Raw genomic sequence first — 17,052 nt, 5'->3', positions numbered from 1 at the left:
GTTTCCAATAAAACGGGGGCTCAAGGCCCCCATTGTAGATGACTATGTGTAATTGACCGTGTGTAACCGACAAGGTGGCGAAGTGACTCAGTGCGCCGCAGCCAGCGCCGCTTTGAGCTTGGCCAGCGCCTGACCGCGATGACTGAGCTGGTTTTTCAGCTCGGCTGGCATCTGGGCGGCGGTGCAGTCGTGATCCGGCACGAAGAAGACCGGGTCATAGCCGAAACCGTGCTGACCGCGCGGCTCATCGATGATCATCCCTTCCCAGCTCGCCTGACAGATGACGGGGGTGGGATCGTCGGCGTGACGCATATAGACCAGCACACACCAGAAGCGGGCACTTTTCAGGTACTCGGGAGCCCCTTGCAGCTCGCCGAGCAGCTTCTCGATGTTGGCCTTGTCACCAGCCCCCACACCGGCAAAGCGGGCGGAGTAGACGCCGGGGCGTCCTTGCAGCAGATCGACTTCCAGACCAGAGTCATCGGCCACGGCGGGCAGACCGGTAATGCGGGCGGCGTGGCGGGCCTTGATGATGGCATTCTCGACGAAGGTGGTGCCGGTCTCATCGGCATCGGAGACCGCAAACTCGCTCTGTGGGATCACCTGGATCTTCATATCGGCCAGCATGGCGGCCAATTCCTTCACCTTTTTCTGGTTACCTGTTGCCAGGACAAGCTTGTTCATCGAGCACCTCCGCAAAAATAATCTGCGCATTCTATGCGGCGCAAGCGTTTAGTAAAAGCGTCAATTACACCCGCTGTGATGGGGTTACGGGGGATTTGCCGCCATCGAATAACCAGCTTTTTAATACATGTTTCCATAATGGAATAACCAAAGTGATTAAATACCATTTCTATTCATTACTGTGAGTCAGTAGACTCGCGCCCCAATTCATTAACCTGGCTGACTAAAGAGGTGACAGATGCCATTGATACTTTTGCTCGTACTACTGGTGCTGTTCAGTCCGCTGGCTATCGACATCTACCTGCCCGCCATTCCGCAGATGGCCGAGCAGCTGGGCGCCGAAGTAACCCTGATGCAGGGCACCATCACCTGGTTCCTGTTCAGCATGGGGCTGGGGCAACTGCTTGTTGGCCCGCTGGCCGATCGCTACGGTCGCAAGCCCATCGCGCTGGGCGGCGTGCTGCTCTATGGCCTGAGCGCGCTGGGGGCTGGCTTTGCCGCCAGCCTCGGCGAATTGATGCTGGCGCGAGTGCTGCAGGGCTTTGGCGCCTGCGCCACCTCGGTCGCCGCCTTCTCGGTGGTACGTGACAGCTACGGCCCGAAAAAGAGCGGTCAGATGATCTCCTACCTCAATGGCGCCATCTGCTTTATTCCTGCGCTGGCCCCCCTGCTCGGTGGCTGGCTCACCGCCAAGGCGGGCTGGTCTGCCAACTTCTGGTTTATGGCCGGTTATGCACTCATCGTCGGCTGCTGGCTGATGTGGCGGATGCCGGAGACCCGCCCGGAGGAGACCCGCAGTGAAGGGGCCCTCATCAGCTGGTCCCGCTACAGCCCGGTGCTGCGCTCCCCCAGCTTCCTGTTCAACGCGGCGCTGTGCATGCTGGCGATGGCGGTGATCCTCGCCTATGTAACCGCCGCACCGGTGCAGCTGATGGTGAAACTGGGGCTCGATATGAGCGGCTTTAGCTACTGGTTTACCGCCAACGCCGCGCTCAACATCCTGGCCTGCTTTATGGCGCCGCGCTTTATCGCCAAGGTGGGGCCAAGACGCACCCTGCGCATCGGCCTGCTGGTGTTGATGCTCTCGGCCATCACCCTGACTTTGGCCATGCACATCGAACATCCGCTGGCGATGATGGGGCCGGTGTTCCTCTCCAGCATCGGCTTTGCCATGATTCTGGGCTCGGCTGCCGGGATGGCGCTGGCACCATTCGGCCACTGCGCCGGTACCGCCGCTGCCCTGCTCGGCCTGTTCCAGATGAGCGGATCCGGCGCGTTGGTTGGCCTGACCGGCGCCCTGATGCACGACCCGCTGAGCCAGCTGGCGCTGCATATGTGGCTGCTGCTGCCGCCCTTGGTGATGCTGATGACCCGACGCGGTCGCCGCTTGTGTTTGCAATAAATCCTGTGCTCTGATGGGCACACTCAGGGGGCCATCGGCCCCCTTCTCGTTTGTATCGCCTTTACAACGAATGGCCATCCGGCAGATTGCCTGCGATGGCAACCCCACTCACTCGATGTCAGCGGAGAACTCCCGATGAGCCACACTCTCAACGCAGCCCTGGTGGGCTATGGCTTTGCAGGCAAGACCTTCCACGCCCCCTTCCTCTCCACCACGCCGGGCTTGTCCCTGAGTTGGGTGGTAAGCCGCGATGCCGCCAAGGTGCAGGCCGATCTGCCCGGCTGCCGGGTCGGTTCACTGGAGGAGGTGCTAAGCGATGAGACCGTCGATCTGGTGGTGATCGCCACCCCCAACGACACCCACGCCCCCCTCGCCCGCCAGGCGCTGCTGGCAGGCAAACATGTGGTGATCGACAAGCCCTTTGCACTGGATCTGGCCGAAGCGCAAGCGCTGGTCGAACTGGCCGAAAAGCAGCAGCGACTGCTCAGCATCTTCCACAACCGCCGTTGGGACGGAGACTTTCTTACCGTGCGCCGTTTGATTGCCGAGGGGACGCAGGGGCAGATCGCCCAGTTCGAATCCCACTTCGATCGCTATCGCCCCGAAGTGCGCCAGCGCTGGCGCGAAGCGGGTGGCCCGGGTTCCGGCCTCTGGTTCGATCTCGGCCCCCATGTACTGGATCAGGCGCTGCAGCTGTTCGGCCAGCCGGACTGGCTGCAGGCCGATCTGGCCGAGCAACGCCCCGGCGCACTGGCGGACGACTACTTCCATGTGGTGCTGGGTTACGGTGCTCTGCGGGTTATTCTGCATGGCAGCTGTCTGGTCTCGGCCACCATGCCGCGTTTCATCGTCCACGGCAGCCAGGGCTCGTTCGTGAAATTCGGTATGGATGTGCAGGAAGATCAACTCAAGCTGGGCAAGCGGCCGCCGGCGGCGGATTGGGGCATGGATAGCGAACCCGGTCAGCTCAGCCGCATTGTCGATGGTCAGTTGCAGCAGCAGAGCGTGGTGGGTGAGGCGGGGGATTATGGCGCCTACTATCGCGGTGTCTGCGCCGCCATCAAGGGCGAAGGGAGCAACCCGGTGCCAGCAAGTGAAGCGCTGGCGGTGATGGCGCTGCTGGATCTGGCCCGTCAGAGCCACCTTGAGGGAAAACGGCTGCCCTGTCAGAAGCTGTCTGACTAAGGTGCGGGTCATCGGCCGCGCTTGACCAACCTTGACCTTGCTAAACCGCCACAAGATGGCAGTAAAGTGGTGTTTTATTGTGCAATCAGTGCCATTTAACGGCATCTTGTATTGATATCAGTCGTTGCAGTGGAGCTTTTTATCCACGGCACGAAAAAATGTCATTGTGATATCCGTTTTCATCGGTAACTAATGGGGCTATATTGCGCCCGCCTGCTGCCTCCCGGCTTCTTGTTTCAATACCGGGCAACGGTGGGCGCTGTGATGGTTGCACAGACCATCTCTCCATCTTTTTTTGAGGGAATGCACATGAACAAAGTACTGGTAGCCGGTATCCTGGGTCTGATGTTGACTGCTTGCGGTCAGAAAGAAGAAAAAGCTGCCGCTCCTGCTGCTGCTCCGGCCGCCGAAGTTGCTGCCACTGTAGAAAAAGCCGCTAGCGAAGCCACCTCTACCGTAGAGAAGGCCACCTCCGAAGCGACTGCAACCGTAGAAAAAGCTGCTACCGAAGCCGCTACCAAGGTTGAAGCTGCAGTGAGCGATGCCAAGGCCAACTAAGCCTGCACCTCATTCGAAGACGGGTCCGAAGGCAACTTCGGGCCCGTTTTTTTATCTGTCGTTCAGGGCGCCGGATTAATCAGCGAGGTGAGGATGTGATCCTCCCAGCGGCCATTGATCATCAGATACGCCCGCGCGAATCCCTCACGCTCGAAACCGAGCCGCTCCAGCAAGGCGCCACTGCGCTGATTGGCAGGCATATAGCAAGCCATGATGCGATGCAGATCGTGCTCCTGAAACAGGTAGTCGATGGCGGCTGACAGCACCTCTCCCATCACCCCCTGCCCCTGATGCTGCTGGTCGATGGCATAGCCCAGATGACACGCCTTGAAGACCCCCATCAGGATATTGCTGAAGTTGCAGGTGGCGATCACCCGCTCGCCAGCCGGATCGAGGGCCACCAGATTGACGCCGGTACCGTTGAAGAACTGGCTGTAGCTATCCTGCAGCCGGTTATGCCAGTAAGAAAGCGTGTAGAAATGGTCATCGCGCAGCGGCTCCCAGGGGGCGAGATGGGCACGGTTGCGCCGGTAGAAGTCGAGCATCATGGGGGCCTGATCCGGCGACAGTATGGTCAGGTGGGTGCGGGCCGTCTTGATATGTGGCAGCGACATCAGGACTCCCGCTGTCTTAGCCACTCATCGCGCAGCAAGCTGTAGTGGGCATGGTCCACAATCCGGTTGCCCAGCCGCTCTGCACGCCGGGTCACCCCCTCCAGCTGCATCCCGAGCCGTTCACAAACAGCCCTGCTGGGCTCGTTATCGGTGGCGGCGCTGATCTCCACCTTCTCCATCCCCATCTCCTCGAAGGCGTGGTGGATCAGGGCCTGACAGGCCCGGGTGATGATACCGTTGCCCTGCCAGCGCTCCGCCAGCCAGTAACCGATGACCACCTTGCCAAGGTCGTGATTGATGCTGTTGTAACCTATGACCCCCACCACCTCCCCCTGATACTCGATGGCGGTGGTGAGCCCCTCGCCCCGGGCGAACTTCTCGATGGCACTGCGAATGAAGAGGGCGCTGTCGACAGGGCGCTGGATCAGTGGCGGCCAGGGTAGCCACTGGGAGAGGTACTCCCGGTTGTCATTGCAGAGGGCAAACAGTTCGCTCGCCATATCGGGCTGCAAGAAGAGCAGCGCAAGCTCGTCGTCCAACTGCCATGAAAACATGGGATTCTCCTTTCAAATCAGTGATCAAATAGCGAACCAGCCACCCAATGTAGCCAATCGCCACTGGCCGCGCCAGCCACTTTTACGGCCCTCCTCCGGCAGGCTTAGCAGAGGGTGACTGCGCACGATCTCTCCTCCCTCAAAAGAGGAGGGTGGGTGTCTGAAACCGGATAATGCTCTCCACATGGCGCCGACGAATGCCCCAAAACGGCACTTTGGCAGATCCTGCTACCCCTTTGTGCTGCGCTGTCACTTTTGACAGGGTGCACTTTCCCCCACCGGCACTAGCTTCAAAACGCCCGACCTTCGGTCGGTTTATCAACCTCATCGATTTAAGGAAAGAAGAGATGAATAAAATTTATCTGGCCGTTGCGCTGGCCTGCTGGGGAAGCGCCGCACTGGCGGCGCAAGAGGTAGAGATCAACGTAACGGCAAACGGCATCCGGGCCATGACAGGTCTCAGTGCCGCGAGTGGTACCTTGCAGCTGGAAGATGGCGAGTTTCGTCAGGTGCGGGTGGTCAAGCTGCCCAACGGCCAGCAGCGGATCCGCTACGAGCAGGTCTGGAACGGCATCCCGGTAATGGGTCAGGTGGTGGTGGCTGACAAGAGCCTGAACGGCCAGCTGCAACAGGCCAGTGGACGCATGCTGCGCCAGATCGATCAGGATGTGGCAAGCCCGGTCGCCACCCTTTCGCCACAGGATGCCGCCAGCAAGGCCAAGGCGGGCAGCAAGGGGAGCAACGAGCAGATCAAGCTTTACGTGATGCAGGACGAGAACGGTCTGGCCCGACTGGTCTATCAGGTCTCCTTCGTTGCGGAAGGTGACAAGCCAAGCCGCCCCTTCGTCATTCTTGATGCCCAGAGCGGTGAGGAGCTCAAACGCTGGGAGGGGATCAACCACAAGGACGCCACCGGCCCCGGGGGCAACATCAAGACCGGCAAATACTTTTACGGCACCGACTTTGGCCCGCTCATCGTGGATGACAACTGCCGGATGACCAGCCCCAACGTCGATACCATCAACCTCAACCACGCCACCTCAGGCGGTGCCATCCACCAGTTCACCTGTCCGGAGAACCGGGTCAAGGAGATCAACGGCGCCTACTCGCCCCTCAACGACGCCCACTACTTCGGCAACGTGGTGTTCGACATGTACCGCAACTGGTACAACACGGCGCCCCTCACCTTCAAACTGAAGATGCGGGTTCACTACAGCAAGAATTACGAGAACGCCTTCTGGGATGGCAGCCAGATGACCTTCGGTGACGGCGCTACCACCTTCCACCCGCTGGTGAGCCTTGATGTGGCGGCCCACGAGGTGAGCCACGGTTTTACCGAGCAGAACTCCGGGCTGATCTATTCAGGACAATCCGGCGGTATCAACGAGGCCTTCTCCGATATGGCGGGTGAAGCGGCCGAGTTCTACATGAAGGGGAGCAACGACTGGCTGGTCGGTGCCCAGATCTTCAAGGGTAACGGCTCCCTGCGCTACTTCGAGGATCCGACCCGGGATGGCAGATCCATCGGCCATGCGGCGGATTATCAGGAGGGGATGGATGTACACCACAGCTCCGGGGTCTATAACCGCGCCTTCTACCTGCTCGCCACCAGCAGCGGCTGGAACACCCGCAAGGCATTTGAAGTGTTCTTGCTGGCCAACCGCCTCTACTGGGGCGCCAACACCAACTACCAGCAAGGGGCCTGCGGCGTCAGCCGGGCGACCGCCGATCTGGGTTACAGTCAGGCGGATGTAGCACGGGCCTTCCAGACCGTCGGGGTCGATGCCAGCTGCGGCACCACGCCGCCACCAAGCGACAACGTACTGCAAAACGGCGTGCCGGTGAGCAACCTCGCCGCCAGCAAGGGTGGCAAGCTCAACTACACCCTGAACGTACCGGCGGGCACCAGGTCGCTGCAGATCAGCAGCAGCGGCGGCACCGGAGATGCCGACCTCTACGTCCGCTTTGGCAGTGCCCCCACCAGCAGCAGTTATGACTGCCGTCCCTACAAGGGCGGTAACAACGAAAGCTGCTCGTTCACCAATCCCAAGGCGGGTACCTGGCATGTGCAGCTGTCAGGGTTTTCCGCGTTCAGTGGCGTAACCCTCAAGGCCAGCTACTGATCCACCCGATGCGGGCCTTGTCCCGCATCGCTCTACTCATTGCGCCACCGTTTCGCCAGCGTGCGGGCGGTGGCCAACACGGTTTCCCTGGCCGGGTTGGGCCGCTTGCCACCGCGCCACGCCATCATCACATCCCAATGTTCCTGCGGCAGATTGCGCACATCGAGCCTGACCAGCCGCCCCACCTCCAGATCCCGCTTGATGGCCAGTTCCGGCATCAGGGTGATGAACCCGTGTTCCAGCGCCAGATCCCGCGCCGCACTGGCGGGCTGCACCGCATGCAGGGGGCTGGCGGCCCGCCGCAGCCGCCGCAACTGCTGGATAAAGACGTCACACCCCGGCCCCCACACCTGAGGCGCCAGCCGCTGGTCGGCAATATCCTCCAGGGTGAGGCCGTGACAACCGGCCAGCGGATGCAATGGCGAGGCGATAGCGATGATGGGGGAGCAACAGAGCAGCTCCATCTGCAGACCCGCAACCGGCGGGCGCTTGAGCACAAAGCCGATATCGGCCTCGCCGGTCAGTAGCGACTGCATGATCTCGCCGGAGTGATCCGTGGTGCAGCGGATCTCGAACGGCTCGTCCACCAGCTCCATCAATAACGAGCCAAACACCACCGAAGTGAGGGATGGCAGGCTGGAGAGACGGATACAAGGCAGCGCAGGCGCCCCCTGCAGTGCCAGCCGCCCTTCGCTCAGAGTGGCCAGCGCCGAGCGGGCGGCAGGGAGAAACTCCTCGCAGGCACGGGTCGGCGTCACCCCCCGCCGATGACGCTGAAACAGCGGCGCCCCGAGACTCTCCTCCAGCTGGGCAATCCGCTGGCTCACCAGCGGCTGTGACCAGCCACGAATGGCCGCCGCCTGACTGAAGCTGCCCAGCTCGGCCACATCCAGCAGCAGTTGCAGATCGTCCAGATCCATAGACATAAATAATCCTGATATGAAATATAGGTAGTTGTCGTCTACCACTATATCTAAACCCTCTCCAGAATGAAGGTATCTGTGAATGAGAGGGCGTTATGGTCGATAGGGCGAGGTTTTGGGGACGCTGGTTTCTGGCGCTGGATACCACACTGGTGATCCTTGGTTTCTTTGTGGTGATGCCGATGATCAGCCTGCGCTTCGTCGATCAACTCGGCTGGGCGGCCGGTCTGGTGGGGCTGGCCCTCGGCCTGCGCCAGCTGACCCAGCAGGGGCTGGGGATCTTTGGCGGCTCGCTGGCCGACCGCTTCGGCGCCCGCCCGCTCATCGTCACCGGCATGTTGCTGCGCGCCGTCGGCTTTGCCACCCTGGCCTGGGCCGACAGCGGCGCCATGCTGATCTTCTCCTGCTTCCTCTCCGGACTGGGCGGTTGCCTGTTCGATCCGCCACGGGCCGCACTGGTTATCAAATTTACCCGTCCCCATGAACGGGGCCGCTTTATCTCCCTGCTGATGATGCTGGAGAGCGCGGGAGCCGTCACCGGTGCCCTGCTCGGCAGCTGGCTGCTGCGTTTTGACTTCACCTACGTCTGCCTGCTGGGCGCCGGACTCTTCACCCTGGCGGCCCTGTGCAACTGGACCCTGCTGCCCGCCTACCGCCTCTCGGTCAAACCGACCCCGATGCGGGAAGGGTTGGGACAGGTGCTGGCGGATCGCGCCTTCTGCCGACTGGTACTGATCCTGAGCGGCTACTACATGCTGTGGGTACAGGTGATGCTGATTTTCCCCATTCTGGTCAAGCAGCTCTCCGGTACCACCACGGCGGTGGGCTGGATGTACAGCCTGGAAACGGCGCTGTCACTGGCGCTGCTCTACCCTATCGCCCGTTTCAGCGAGCGGCGCTATCGGCTGGAGAGCCGACTGATGGCAGGTATCCTGCTGATGACGGTGGGGATCGGGCTGGTCGCTTTCGTCAGCACCCTCTCCGGCATCTTCGTACTGCTGGCCTGCTTCTATCTGGGGATCATCATCTGTGAACCGGCCCGGGAGACCCTGATGACCCGGCTGGCCAACCCCACAGCCCGCGGCAGCTACATGGGCTTCAGCCGCCTCGGACTGGCGCTGGGGGGCATGACCGGCTACGTGGGCGGCGGCTCCCTCTATGACTTCTCGCTGCAACAGGGACAACCGGCCCTCCCCTGGCTGGTGCTCGGTACCATAGGCGTCGCCACCATGTTGCTGCTGGCCCGCTGCTTCTCCCGCCGCCCGGAGCTGGCTATCAGAGCCGCCGCCTGACGACCGCCCCACCTGCGGCAGCCCAATCAACGGTGCTGCCGCTCACCCCATATTCTGCAAGTCATCACAGCAAAAGGTTGCGAATTACAACTTTTACGCTATTTTAGTTGTCATGCACAACTAAAAAGGAAACCACGACATGGATCCCCGTCCCCTGCGCGCCCTGTCGCGCGATCTGGTTCGCGAACTCGGCATGCTCTCCCAGCAGTGCGGCAATCTGGCCCTCACCCCCATCGAGGCTCACCTGCTGATCGAGCTGGAAAACGCCCCGGCCACCAACCAGCAGCTGGCAGAAAAGCTGCACATCGACAAATCCAACGCCAGCCGTCCGCTGGCGCGCCTGGCCGAGCGGGAGCTTATCAGCTGGCACCCGCACCCCTCTGATGGCCGCAGCAAGGAGGCCCGCCTCACCGTCAACGGTCAGGGGATGCTGCTGGAGTTGCACCGTGAGATGGACGGGGCGATGGAGGAGATGCTGGCACAGTTGAGCCTGCCCGAACGGGAGCAGCTGTGGCAAGGGCTGCGGCTCTATCGCAGCGCCCTCTCCCGCGCCCGTCGCCAGCGGGGTTACCGGATCCGCCCCATCACGGCGGCGGACAATGCCCAGATCGCCTTGGTGATCCGCGCCGTATCAGCCGAATATGGCCTCACCGCTGACAAGGGGTATGGGGTCTCGGATCCCAATCTCGACACCCTCTCCCAGAGCTATCAGGGGAAGAAGAGTCGCTACTGGGTCATCGAAGGACCGGACGGTTCCATCCTCGGCGGTGGTGGTATCGCGCCATTGGCAGGAGAAGAGGGAGTCTGCGAGCTGCAGAAGATGTACTTTATGCCAGCACTGCGCGGACTGGGCCTTGGCAAGCGGCTGGTATTGCAGGCACTGGACGAGGCGCGCGCGCTTGGTTATCAGCGCTGCTATCTGGAAACGACCGAGGTCTTGCGCGAAGCCACCAGCCTCTATGAATCACTGGGCTTTGAACACCTGCCCGGCCCCCTTGGCTGCACCGGCCACGGGGATTGCGAGATCTGCATGGTGCTGACACTGGGGTAGCCCCCCTCATCCCCAACCCTTCTCCCGCAAGGGGAGAAGGGGGCAAAAACACTTCCGCGATCTTTCAGGCTGACCTCCGATGGTTCCCTCTCCCTCTGGGAGAGGGCTAGGGTGAGGGCTGCTTGCGACTGGTATATGCTGAACCATTCCCCCCTGCATCCCTCCTTAAAACAGGCAAAACGGCACAAAACAAGAGACCCCGCCGAAGCGGGGTCTCTTTGATTATCTGCCAATAAGCAAACCAGCAGTGATCAGTGCTCGCGAGTCTGGCGGAACTCGACGTCCGGGTGACGCTCCTGAGCCAGGCGCAGGTTGACCATGGTCGGTGCGATGTAGGTGAGGTTGTCACCGCCATCGAGGGCCAGGTTGACCTCGTTCTTGCGCTTGAACTCTTCGAACTTCTTGACGTCGGTCCCTTCCACCCAGCGGGCGGTGGAGACGTTGACCGCCTCGTAGATGGCCTCGACGTTGTACTCGCTCTTGAGGCGCGAAACCACCACGTCAAACTGCAGCACACCGACCGCACCAACGATGAGATCGTTGCTGATCAGCGGACGGAACACCTGCACCGCCCCCTCTTCAGAGAGCTGGACCAGCCCCTTGAGCAGCTGCTTCTGCTTGAGCGGGTCGCGCAGGCGGATGCGGCGGAACAGCTCCGGTGCAAAGTTCGGGATACCGGTGAACTTGAGATCTTCACCCTGGGTGAAGGTGTCGCCGATCTGGATGGTACCGTGGTTGTGCAGACCGATAATGTCACCGGCGAAGGCGTCCTCCGCCTGCTCACGGTCACCAGCCATAAAGGTCACGGCGTCGGAGATGTTCACATCCTTGCCGATACGCACATGGCGCATCTTCATGCCCTTGCTGTAAGTACCTGACACGATACGCATAAAAGCGATACGGTCACGGTGCTTCGGATCCATGTTTGCCTGGATCTTGAACACGAAGCCGGAGAACTTCTCCTCGGTCGCCACCACTTCGCGACTCTCGGCCTTGCGCGGCATGGGAGACGGCGCCCAGTCGGTCAGGCCATCCAGCATGTGGTCAACACCGAAGTTACCGAGCGCGGTACCGAAGAAGACCGGGGTCATCTCGCCAGCGATAAAGGCATCGTGATCGAACTCGGGAGAGGCGCCCTGCACCAGCTCCAGCTCGTCGCGCAGTTGCCGGGCCAGATCTTCGCCGACGGCGGCATCCAGATCCGGGTTGTTCAGTCCCTTGACCACCCGCTTCTCCTGGATGGTGTGGCCCTGACCGCTCTGATAGAGATAGGTCTCATCCTTGTAGAGGTGATAGACCCCCTTGAAGGATTTGCCGCAGCCGATAGGCCAGGTGATGGGGGCGCACATGATCTTCAGCTCGCGCTCCACCTCGTCCATCACTTCCATCGGATCGCGCACTTCGCGGTCCAGCTTGTTCATGAAGGTGAGGATGGGGGTATCACGCAGACGGGTCACTTCCATCAGCTTGCGGGTCCGGTCTTCAACACCCTTGGCGGCGTCGATGACCATCAGGCAGCAGTCGACCGCGGTCAGGGTACGGTAGGTATCTTCAGAGAAGTCCTCGTGACCCGGGGTATCGAGCAGGTTGACCAGACAATCGGCATAGGGGAACTGCATCACCGAGGTGGTGATAGAGATACCACGCTGCTTCTCCATCTCCATCCAGTCGGATTTGGCGTGCTGGCCCGAGCCACGGCCCTTGACGGTACCGGCGCGCTGAATGGCCTGTCCGAACAGCAGAACCTTTTCGGTGATGGTAGTTTTACCCGCATCCGGGTGCGAAATGATCGCAAAAGTGCGTCTCTTGGAGACTTCACTCAGAAATTCAGCTGACATAATTCAACGTTCTTCTATTGAGCGGTGGCATCAACCACCGTGGGAATAAATCCGGAATGCCGCTCACGGCACATGTATACGCAACGAAAGCCACGCCAGCTGGCGTGTTGCCAACCTGGTGGAGAGAGGGAGGAGGGTTGCGTTACATGGGTCTTCTCGCCTGAGTCAAAGCAAAATTGCGCGACATTATACCCGCGCGAGTGAAAAATACCCAGCCTGACAAGAGATGATAATTTGGCCGCTCAGCCGTTCCACAGGTTCCAACTGAACAGAAAATCAAACACTCCGAATCGGATGGCAGCATCCGGACCACGTGGAGTTGGCCTCCTCCCCATGCCAGCAACAACCACTCTTGATAAATTTTCATACTTGGACTTTCCCTATCCAGCTACAAATATGTAAATCGTATCTACATAATGGAGAGGTCATTACATGAAACATTCCACCCTGCACAATCAACAGATCGTCATTATCGGTGGTACCTCGGGTCTTGGCCTGGCCACCGCCCAACAAGCGATCGAGCAAGGCGCCAAGGTCATTATCGGCGGTTCCAGCCGTGAGCAGCTTGCCACTGCGCTGGCTGAACTGGGCCCAAGTGCCAGTGGCCATCAACTGGATATTCTCGACGTCGACTCCGTCAATCACTTTTTCAACCAGCTGGATTCGCTGGATCATCTCGTCATCACCGCCGCCGTCATGCGACCAGGCAGCTTTCTCACCGCTGCCATCGAGGATTTGAAAATCAACATGGACAGCCGCTTCTGGGGAAGTGTTCATGCGATCCGCGCCGCAGCACCCAAACTGTCCGAGCGCGGCTCCATCGTGCTCACGTCCGGGATGGTGACGCGCCGCCCACAACTGGGTAAAGCACTCCCTGCCGTTGCAGCTGGCGCGGTTGAAACGCTGGCTCACAGTCTGGTTACCGAGCTGACCCCCCGTCGGATCAACGTCATCAACCCGGGCCCCATGCGCACTCCCATGCTGCTTAAAGCACTGGGCAATGACCCACAAAAAGTGGCGGCCGTGGCGCAAAGCCTGCCGTTGAAGCGCTTGGGAGAGGGAGAGGATTATGCGCAGGCCGCGCTGTTCCTGATGAGCAACAACAACATGAATGGTGAGGTGCTTCATCTCAATGGTGGCAGCGCCTGGGCATAACGCCCTTCTGACGGTCTTCTGCGCTCGCGCTTGCCAATCTGTCATCGCAGGCAAGAACGAGCGCAGGGGGACGAGCATCATCGCCGTATCAGTGTGCTCCCCAATATCGATGACTCCCTGGTGAGTGACAATACCCAGCCCGTCACTCGTCTGTCTCCACCCGGTTGCGCCCCGCCTCTTTCGCACGATACAAAGCATTGTCGGCACGCTGGATCAAGGCCGCCAGATCCTGATCATCGTCTCGCAGAGAGGCACATCCGATGCTGATGGTTACCGGGTACGACATACCGGGCAGCGCCCGGTTGGCGACCGAGTGACGGATCCGCTCAGCCACCCGGCACGCTTCTTCAAGGCTGGTATCCGGCAGCAGGATCAAGAACTCCTCTCCGCCGGTACGCCCCAACTGATCCTGGTGCCGCAGCTGACGATCTGCCGCCCGAGAGACCCATTGCAGCACCCTGTCTCCTTGATGATGGCCCAGGGTATCGTTGATCCGCTTGAAGTGATCGATATCGAACACCAGCAGACAAAATGGCGTGCCCTGCCTGCGAGCCAGCGCCAGCATATCGCTGCCCTGCCGCAGCACCCGACGGCGGTTGTTGATGCCGGTCAGCTCATCGGTAAAGGCCAGACGACGCATCCGACGGTTGCGATCAAGCAGCCACCCCATCGTCAGCAGCGCCAGTACCCCGCAGAGCACCATCACCACCAGCAGCCAGAAACGACGCTCCTTGACCTGCTCCAGCTCCTGCTGCTGCAGTCGCTGCTCGACTCGCAGTCGCTCGTTCTCCCCCTCCTGACGGGCCAGCTCAAACTCGCCGCGAACCCAGGCCGTGCTCTGTTCCCGTAACAGCTGATCGAGCCGCTGCTCCTGCACCAGATGCTCCCGCAATGCGGCCAGTGCCGCCGGATAATCGCCTTGCAACTCGAGCGCCCGACTGCGTACCCAGTAGAGCTCGAGCAAAAAGCGTACGTGCCCTTCCACCTTCAAAATCGACTCAATCTTCTCAAGCGCATGCAAGGCTGGCACCGGTTTCTGCTCTTCGACTCTCAACCTCGCCCGCACCAGCTCGAGATGCGCATGGAGGATGGGGTCAACGTCGGGAGAGAGCACCTTCGCCGCTTGTGCCAGCAAGCGTCCGGCATCAGCGGGGCGATCCAGCCCGAGCAGAGCCTCGGCCTGCATCACCATGCGTTCGGCATGCTCAATCAGGTATTGAGGCTGATTATAAAAGGCCGCACTGCGTTCAAGCTCGCCCAGCGCATCCTGATAACGCCCGGTCTGCAGATAGACCATCGCCAGTTGATCAGTTAGCCTTGCCGAGCCAAATCCATCGTGGCTCCTGGCAAAGTGTTCGCTCAACCGGTTGAGGGTGGCGAGCGCTTCGGCGTAGAGGCCCATACGACGAAATGTGGCTGCAATCTCGAGCTGTGCCTGGTGATACCAGGTGGGCAACCCCAGCTGCTCATAGATATTGTGCGCCTTGGTGAGATCCATCAGTCCCTGGCCTGAGACCCCCTGAAACGACAGCATGGCCCCCCGGCGGGCCAGCGCCAGCGCCTCCAGCTTCGGCACGGCGGCCTCCCTTGCCAGCCGCAGCCCCTCATCGTAATCGTGACGAGCCTTCGCTACCTCGCCGAGCAGCTGATTGAACCAGCCGCGGCAAATCGTCAGCTCCGCCACGGCGGCGTCATTACCCTGCTCGCGCGCAACGATCAGCATCCGCTCTGCATTGGCGATGGCGGTTCGGGACTCCTGCATGTCATCGGCCGATTGGGCCCAGCAAGCCAGACGACTGATCCGCATCTGCTGCGACGGCGGATAGGCGTTGCCGTCCCGCTGCAAACGGGCAACGCGTTCCCGCAACAACTCGATCGGCTGATAGACCCGCTCCATCCCTCCCAGTTCATTTTCCAACTGCTCGGGGGACAAGGGGTTGGCTGCCAGCCCGAACACCGCCAGCAACAGCAGCAAGGCAAGTCGGCTCATACACACTCCGGATCAATGGGAAAGATCATCGGGCAAGCCGATGCCGGAAAATCATCATCTTTTCCCCTGTAACAATGGTTGTAAAGGCTATCACCCGGACAGAGAGCCCGAATGGCAGGCTAGTCACATTTTACTGCGATATCATCGCGTTGAAATGAAAGCGGGGACGCACAGCGAAAAAGAGGGGGCGGGATAACAACTCAAGAGGGGTTGCCCCCTCCCGGTCACTAGTGGTGCTGCCAGCGCCGCAGCAGTCGGCCGCGCAGGCCGCAATCGAGCAGCCAGCTGTTGTCAAAGACCCGCAACAGCGCCTGCTTGGCGTGGCGGGACATGGCGACGGCGTGAAAACGGGTCTGGCGCTGGCGATAGCGGTTCATCTGATCGAGCAGGGGATGGGGCAGGCTCTGGGCGATAAAGTCGGAGATGACCAGCACGTCCGCCTTGGCAAAGGCAGGATCATCGAGCTTGGCCAGCGCTTTTTCCAGGCAGGGCACCAGGTCGGTACCGCCGTGAAAACTCATGGAGAGGAAGCGCTCCGCCTTGTCCAGACCGGTATCCGCGGTGATCTCGAGGGTCGCCACCTCGGTGGAGAAGAGCATCAGGTAGCAGCCTCGCTTCTCATCCATCGCCACCTTGAGCAGCGCCAGAAACAGCGCCTTGGCACACTCCTCGGGATAACCGCCCATAGAGCCCGAAGTATCGACGCAGACGATAAAGGGGCCCCGTTGCTGCAACTGCTGCCCCCCCTGCTCCGGAGTGCGCAGCATGATGCGCTGGCGCGGCAAGGTGCCACGTGACTGGTAGCTGAGCAGTCGCCGCTCCAGATAGCGGCAATAGAACTCCAGCTCCAGCTCCGGTAGCCCCAGCATCACCGCCTCGCTTGGCAGTAGCCGCATCAGATCGCTGGCCTGATGGATGCCCACCAGATCGTCCGGCACATCGTCGCTGGGTGCTGGCTCCAACTCCAGCACCTGAACCGGCGGCACAGGTTGCTCCTGCGCCCGCCGATCCCGCTCGCTGCGCCCGAGCAGACCTGCAATCTCCGCCAGCAAGGGCTCGCGCTGCAACATGCGGGCATACTGCTTGACCAGCACCAGACTGCGCTTGTGCCAGTGCCCCTGCGCCAGATCCCACAAACCACCGGCGGAGATCTGGTTGGGGTCAAGGGCATCGGCCAGGGTGCGGCTCGCCAGCAGCTGATCTTCAATCTCCTGACGCTGCTTCTCCCGCTCCGCCTCGGCGATCTGCTGCTGCAGTTGCAACAGGCTCCCCACCAGACTGGCGCGCCACTTGTCGATAAAGAGCTGGCGCAGCCCCTCGGTGGGGTGGGCCGTCAGCTGACGCACCAAGGAGCGGGCCTCACCGGCGAAGGGGCTGTACTGCTCCAGCGACTCCAGCAAGCCGGGCAGGCGACCAATCAGCTCGGTCATCGGCAGTTGCCGATGCGCCTGATAGAGCAGGTACTCCTGCTCCAGCGCCACCGGCACCGGTTTGTGACGGATCTCCTCGCCAAGCTGCTCGCCCCAGCTCTGCAGGCGCTTTTTCAGCAGCTTGCCCTGTAGCGGGGAGCGTTTGATAAATTCGGAAATCTTGGGTGAGGCTGCCAGCAGGAGCGCCACCTCACCCGCAAGCTCCCCTTCGCCAATCAGGAGCCCCAGATCCAGCATGCCGATCTCAAGCATG

At 61.0% G+C, this 17,052-nt stretch carries 14 protein-coding genes; 7 read left to right on the top strand and 7 right to left on the bottom strand.

Going from position 1 to position 17,052, the window contains the following annotated elements:
- Positions 1-87: 87 nt before the first annotated feature.
- Complete coding sequence (gene rdgB / locus I6L34_RS14340) at positions 88-684, bottom strand: RdgB/HAM1 family non-canonical purine NTP pyrophosphatase (protein WP_058059723.1); 597 nt, start codon at positions 682-684, stop codon at positions 88-90.
- 238 nt (positions 685-922) lie between these two features.
- On the opposite strand from rdgB, the gene I6L34_RS14335 reads away from it, so the two are divergent.
- From I6L34_RS14335 to I6L34_RS14325, 3 genes are all read left to right on the top strand, one after another.
- Positions 923-2,086, top strand: coding sequence for a multidrug effflux MFS transporter (locus tag I6L34_RS14335; protein WP_058056771.1), 1,164 nt, complete (start codon positions 923-925; stop codon positions 2,084-2,086).
- A gap of 135 nt (positions 2,087-2,221) precedes the next feature.
- Positions 2,222-3,271 carry an oxidoreductase gene (locus I6L34_RS14330; RefSeq protein WP_216954878.1) on the top strand — a complete coding sequence of 350 codons (1,050 nt, stop codon included), beginning with the start codon at positions 2,222-2,224 and terminating at the stop codon, positions 3,269-3,271.
- Positions 3,272-3,580: 309 nt separating this feature from the next.
- Entirely contained in the window at positions 3,581-3,829 is a 249-nt protein-coding gene (locus I6L34_RS14325) for a hypothetical protein (RefSeq protein WP_005340533.1), read from the top strand.
- A 62-nt stretch (positions 3,830-3,891) separates the two neighbouring features.
- Here the strand turns inward: I6L34_RS14325 and rimJ are convergent, their stop codons facing one another.
- Entirely contained in the window at positions 3,892-4,443 is a 552-nt protein-coding gene (gene rimJ, locus I6L34_RS14320) for a ribosomal protein S5-alanine N-acetyltransferase (RefSeq protein WP_058058671.1), read from the bottom strand.
- Entirely contained in the window at positions 4,443-4,997 is a 555-nt protein-coding gene (locus I6L34_RS14315; protein ID WP_058058672.1) for a GNAT family N-acetyltransferase, read from the bottom strand. Before I6L34_RS14315 ends, rimJ begins: the two co-directional genes overlap by 1 nt.
- A gap of 347 nt (positions 4,998-5,344) precedes the next feature.
- Here I6L34_RS14315 and I6L34_RS14310 point away from each other — a divergent pair, with 347 nt between their 5' ends.
- A complete protein-coding gene (locus I6L34_RS14310; protein ID WP_201987899.1) occupies positions 5,345-7,120 on the top strand; it encodes a M4 family metallopeptidase in 1,776 nt (591 codons plus the stop codon).
- A gap of 32 nt (positions 7,121-7,152) precedes the next feature.
- Here the strand turns inward: I6L34_RS14310 and I6L34_RS14305 are convergent, their stop codons facing one another.
- A complete protein-coding gene (locus tag I6L34_RS14305) occupies positions 7,153-8,046 on the bottom strand; it encodes a LysR family transcriptional regulator (protein ID WP_005340524.1) in 894 nt (297 codons plus the stop codon).
- Positions 8,047-8,138: 92 nt separating this feature from the next.
- Here I6L34_RS14305 and mdtH point away from each other — a divergent pair, with 92 nt between their 5' ends.
- Positions 8,139-9,335 (top strand): multidrug efflux MFS transporter MdtH, encoded by a 1,197-nt coding sequence (gene mdtH, locus I6L34_RS14300; RefSeq protein WP_005340523.1) that lies wholly within the window; start codon positions 8,139-8,141, stop codon positions 9,333-9,335.
- A 139-nt stretch (positions 9,336-9,474) separates the two neighbouring features.
- Positions 9,475-10,386 (top strand): bifunctional helix-turn-helix transcriptional regulator/GNAT family N-acetyltransferase, encoded by a 912-nt coding sequence (locus I6L34_RS14295; RefSeq protein WP_216954877.1) that lies wholly within the window; start codon positions 9,475-9,477, stop codon positions 10,384-10,386.
- Between the two features lie 251 nt (positions 10,387-10,637).
- Here I6L34_RS14295 and prfC read toward each other — a convergent pair whose 3' ends face one another.
- Positions 10,638-12,227, bottom strand: a complete 1,590-nt coding sequence (gene prfC / locus I6L34_RS14290; protein WP_085942070.1) for a peptide chain release factor 3 — start codon at positions 12,225-12,227, stop codon at positions 10,638-10,640.
- A gap of 429 nt (positions 12,228-12,656) precedes the next feature.
- Here prfC and I6L34_RS14285 point away from each other — a divergent pair, with 429 nt between their 5' ends.
- Complete coding sequence (locus I6L34_RS14285; RefSeq protein WP_040067517.1) at positions 12,657-13,379, top strand: SDR family oxidoreductase; 723 nt, start codon at positions 12,657-12,659, stop codon at positions 13,377-13,379.
- 142 nt (positions 13,380-13,521) lie between these two features.
- On the opposite strand, the gene I6L34_RS14280 is transcribed toward I6L34_RS14285, so the two are convergent.
- Positions 13,522-15,369: a diguanylate cyclase gene (locus I6L34_RS14280; protein ID WP_216954876.1), complete on the bottom strand. Its 1,848-nt coding sequence runs from the start codon at positions 15,367-15,369 to the stop codon at positions 13,522-13,524.
- Positions 15,370-15,596: 227 nt separating this feature from the next.
- Positions 15,597-17,051, bottom strand: a complete 1,455-nt coding sequence (gene viaA, locus I6L34_RS14275) for an ATPase RavA stimulator ViaA (protein ID WP_216954875.1) — start codon at positions 17,049-17,051, stop codon at positions 15,597-15,599.
- Position 17,052: the final 1 nt, after the last annotated feature.

The sequence above is a fragment of the Aeromonas sp. FDAARGOS 1404 genome, from assembly GCF_019047085.1.
GTDB lineage: Bacteria > Pseudomonadota > Gammaproteobacteria > Enterobacterales > Aeromonadaceae > Aeromonas > Aeromonas veronii.
This window is presented reverse-complemented; position numbering and strand designations above follow the sequence as displayed.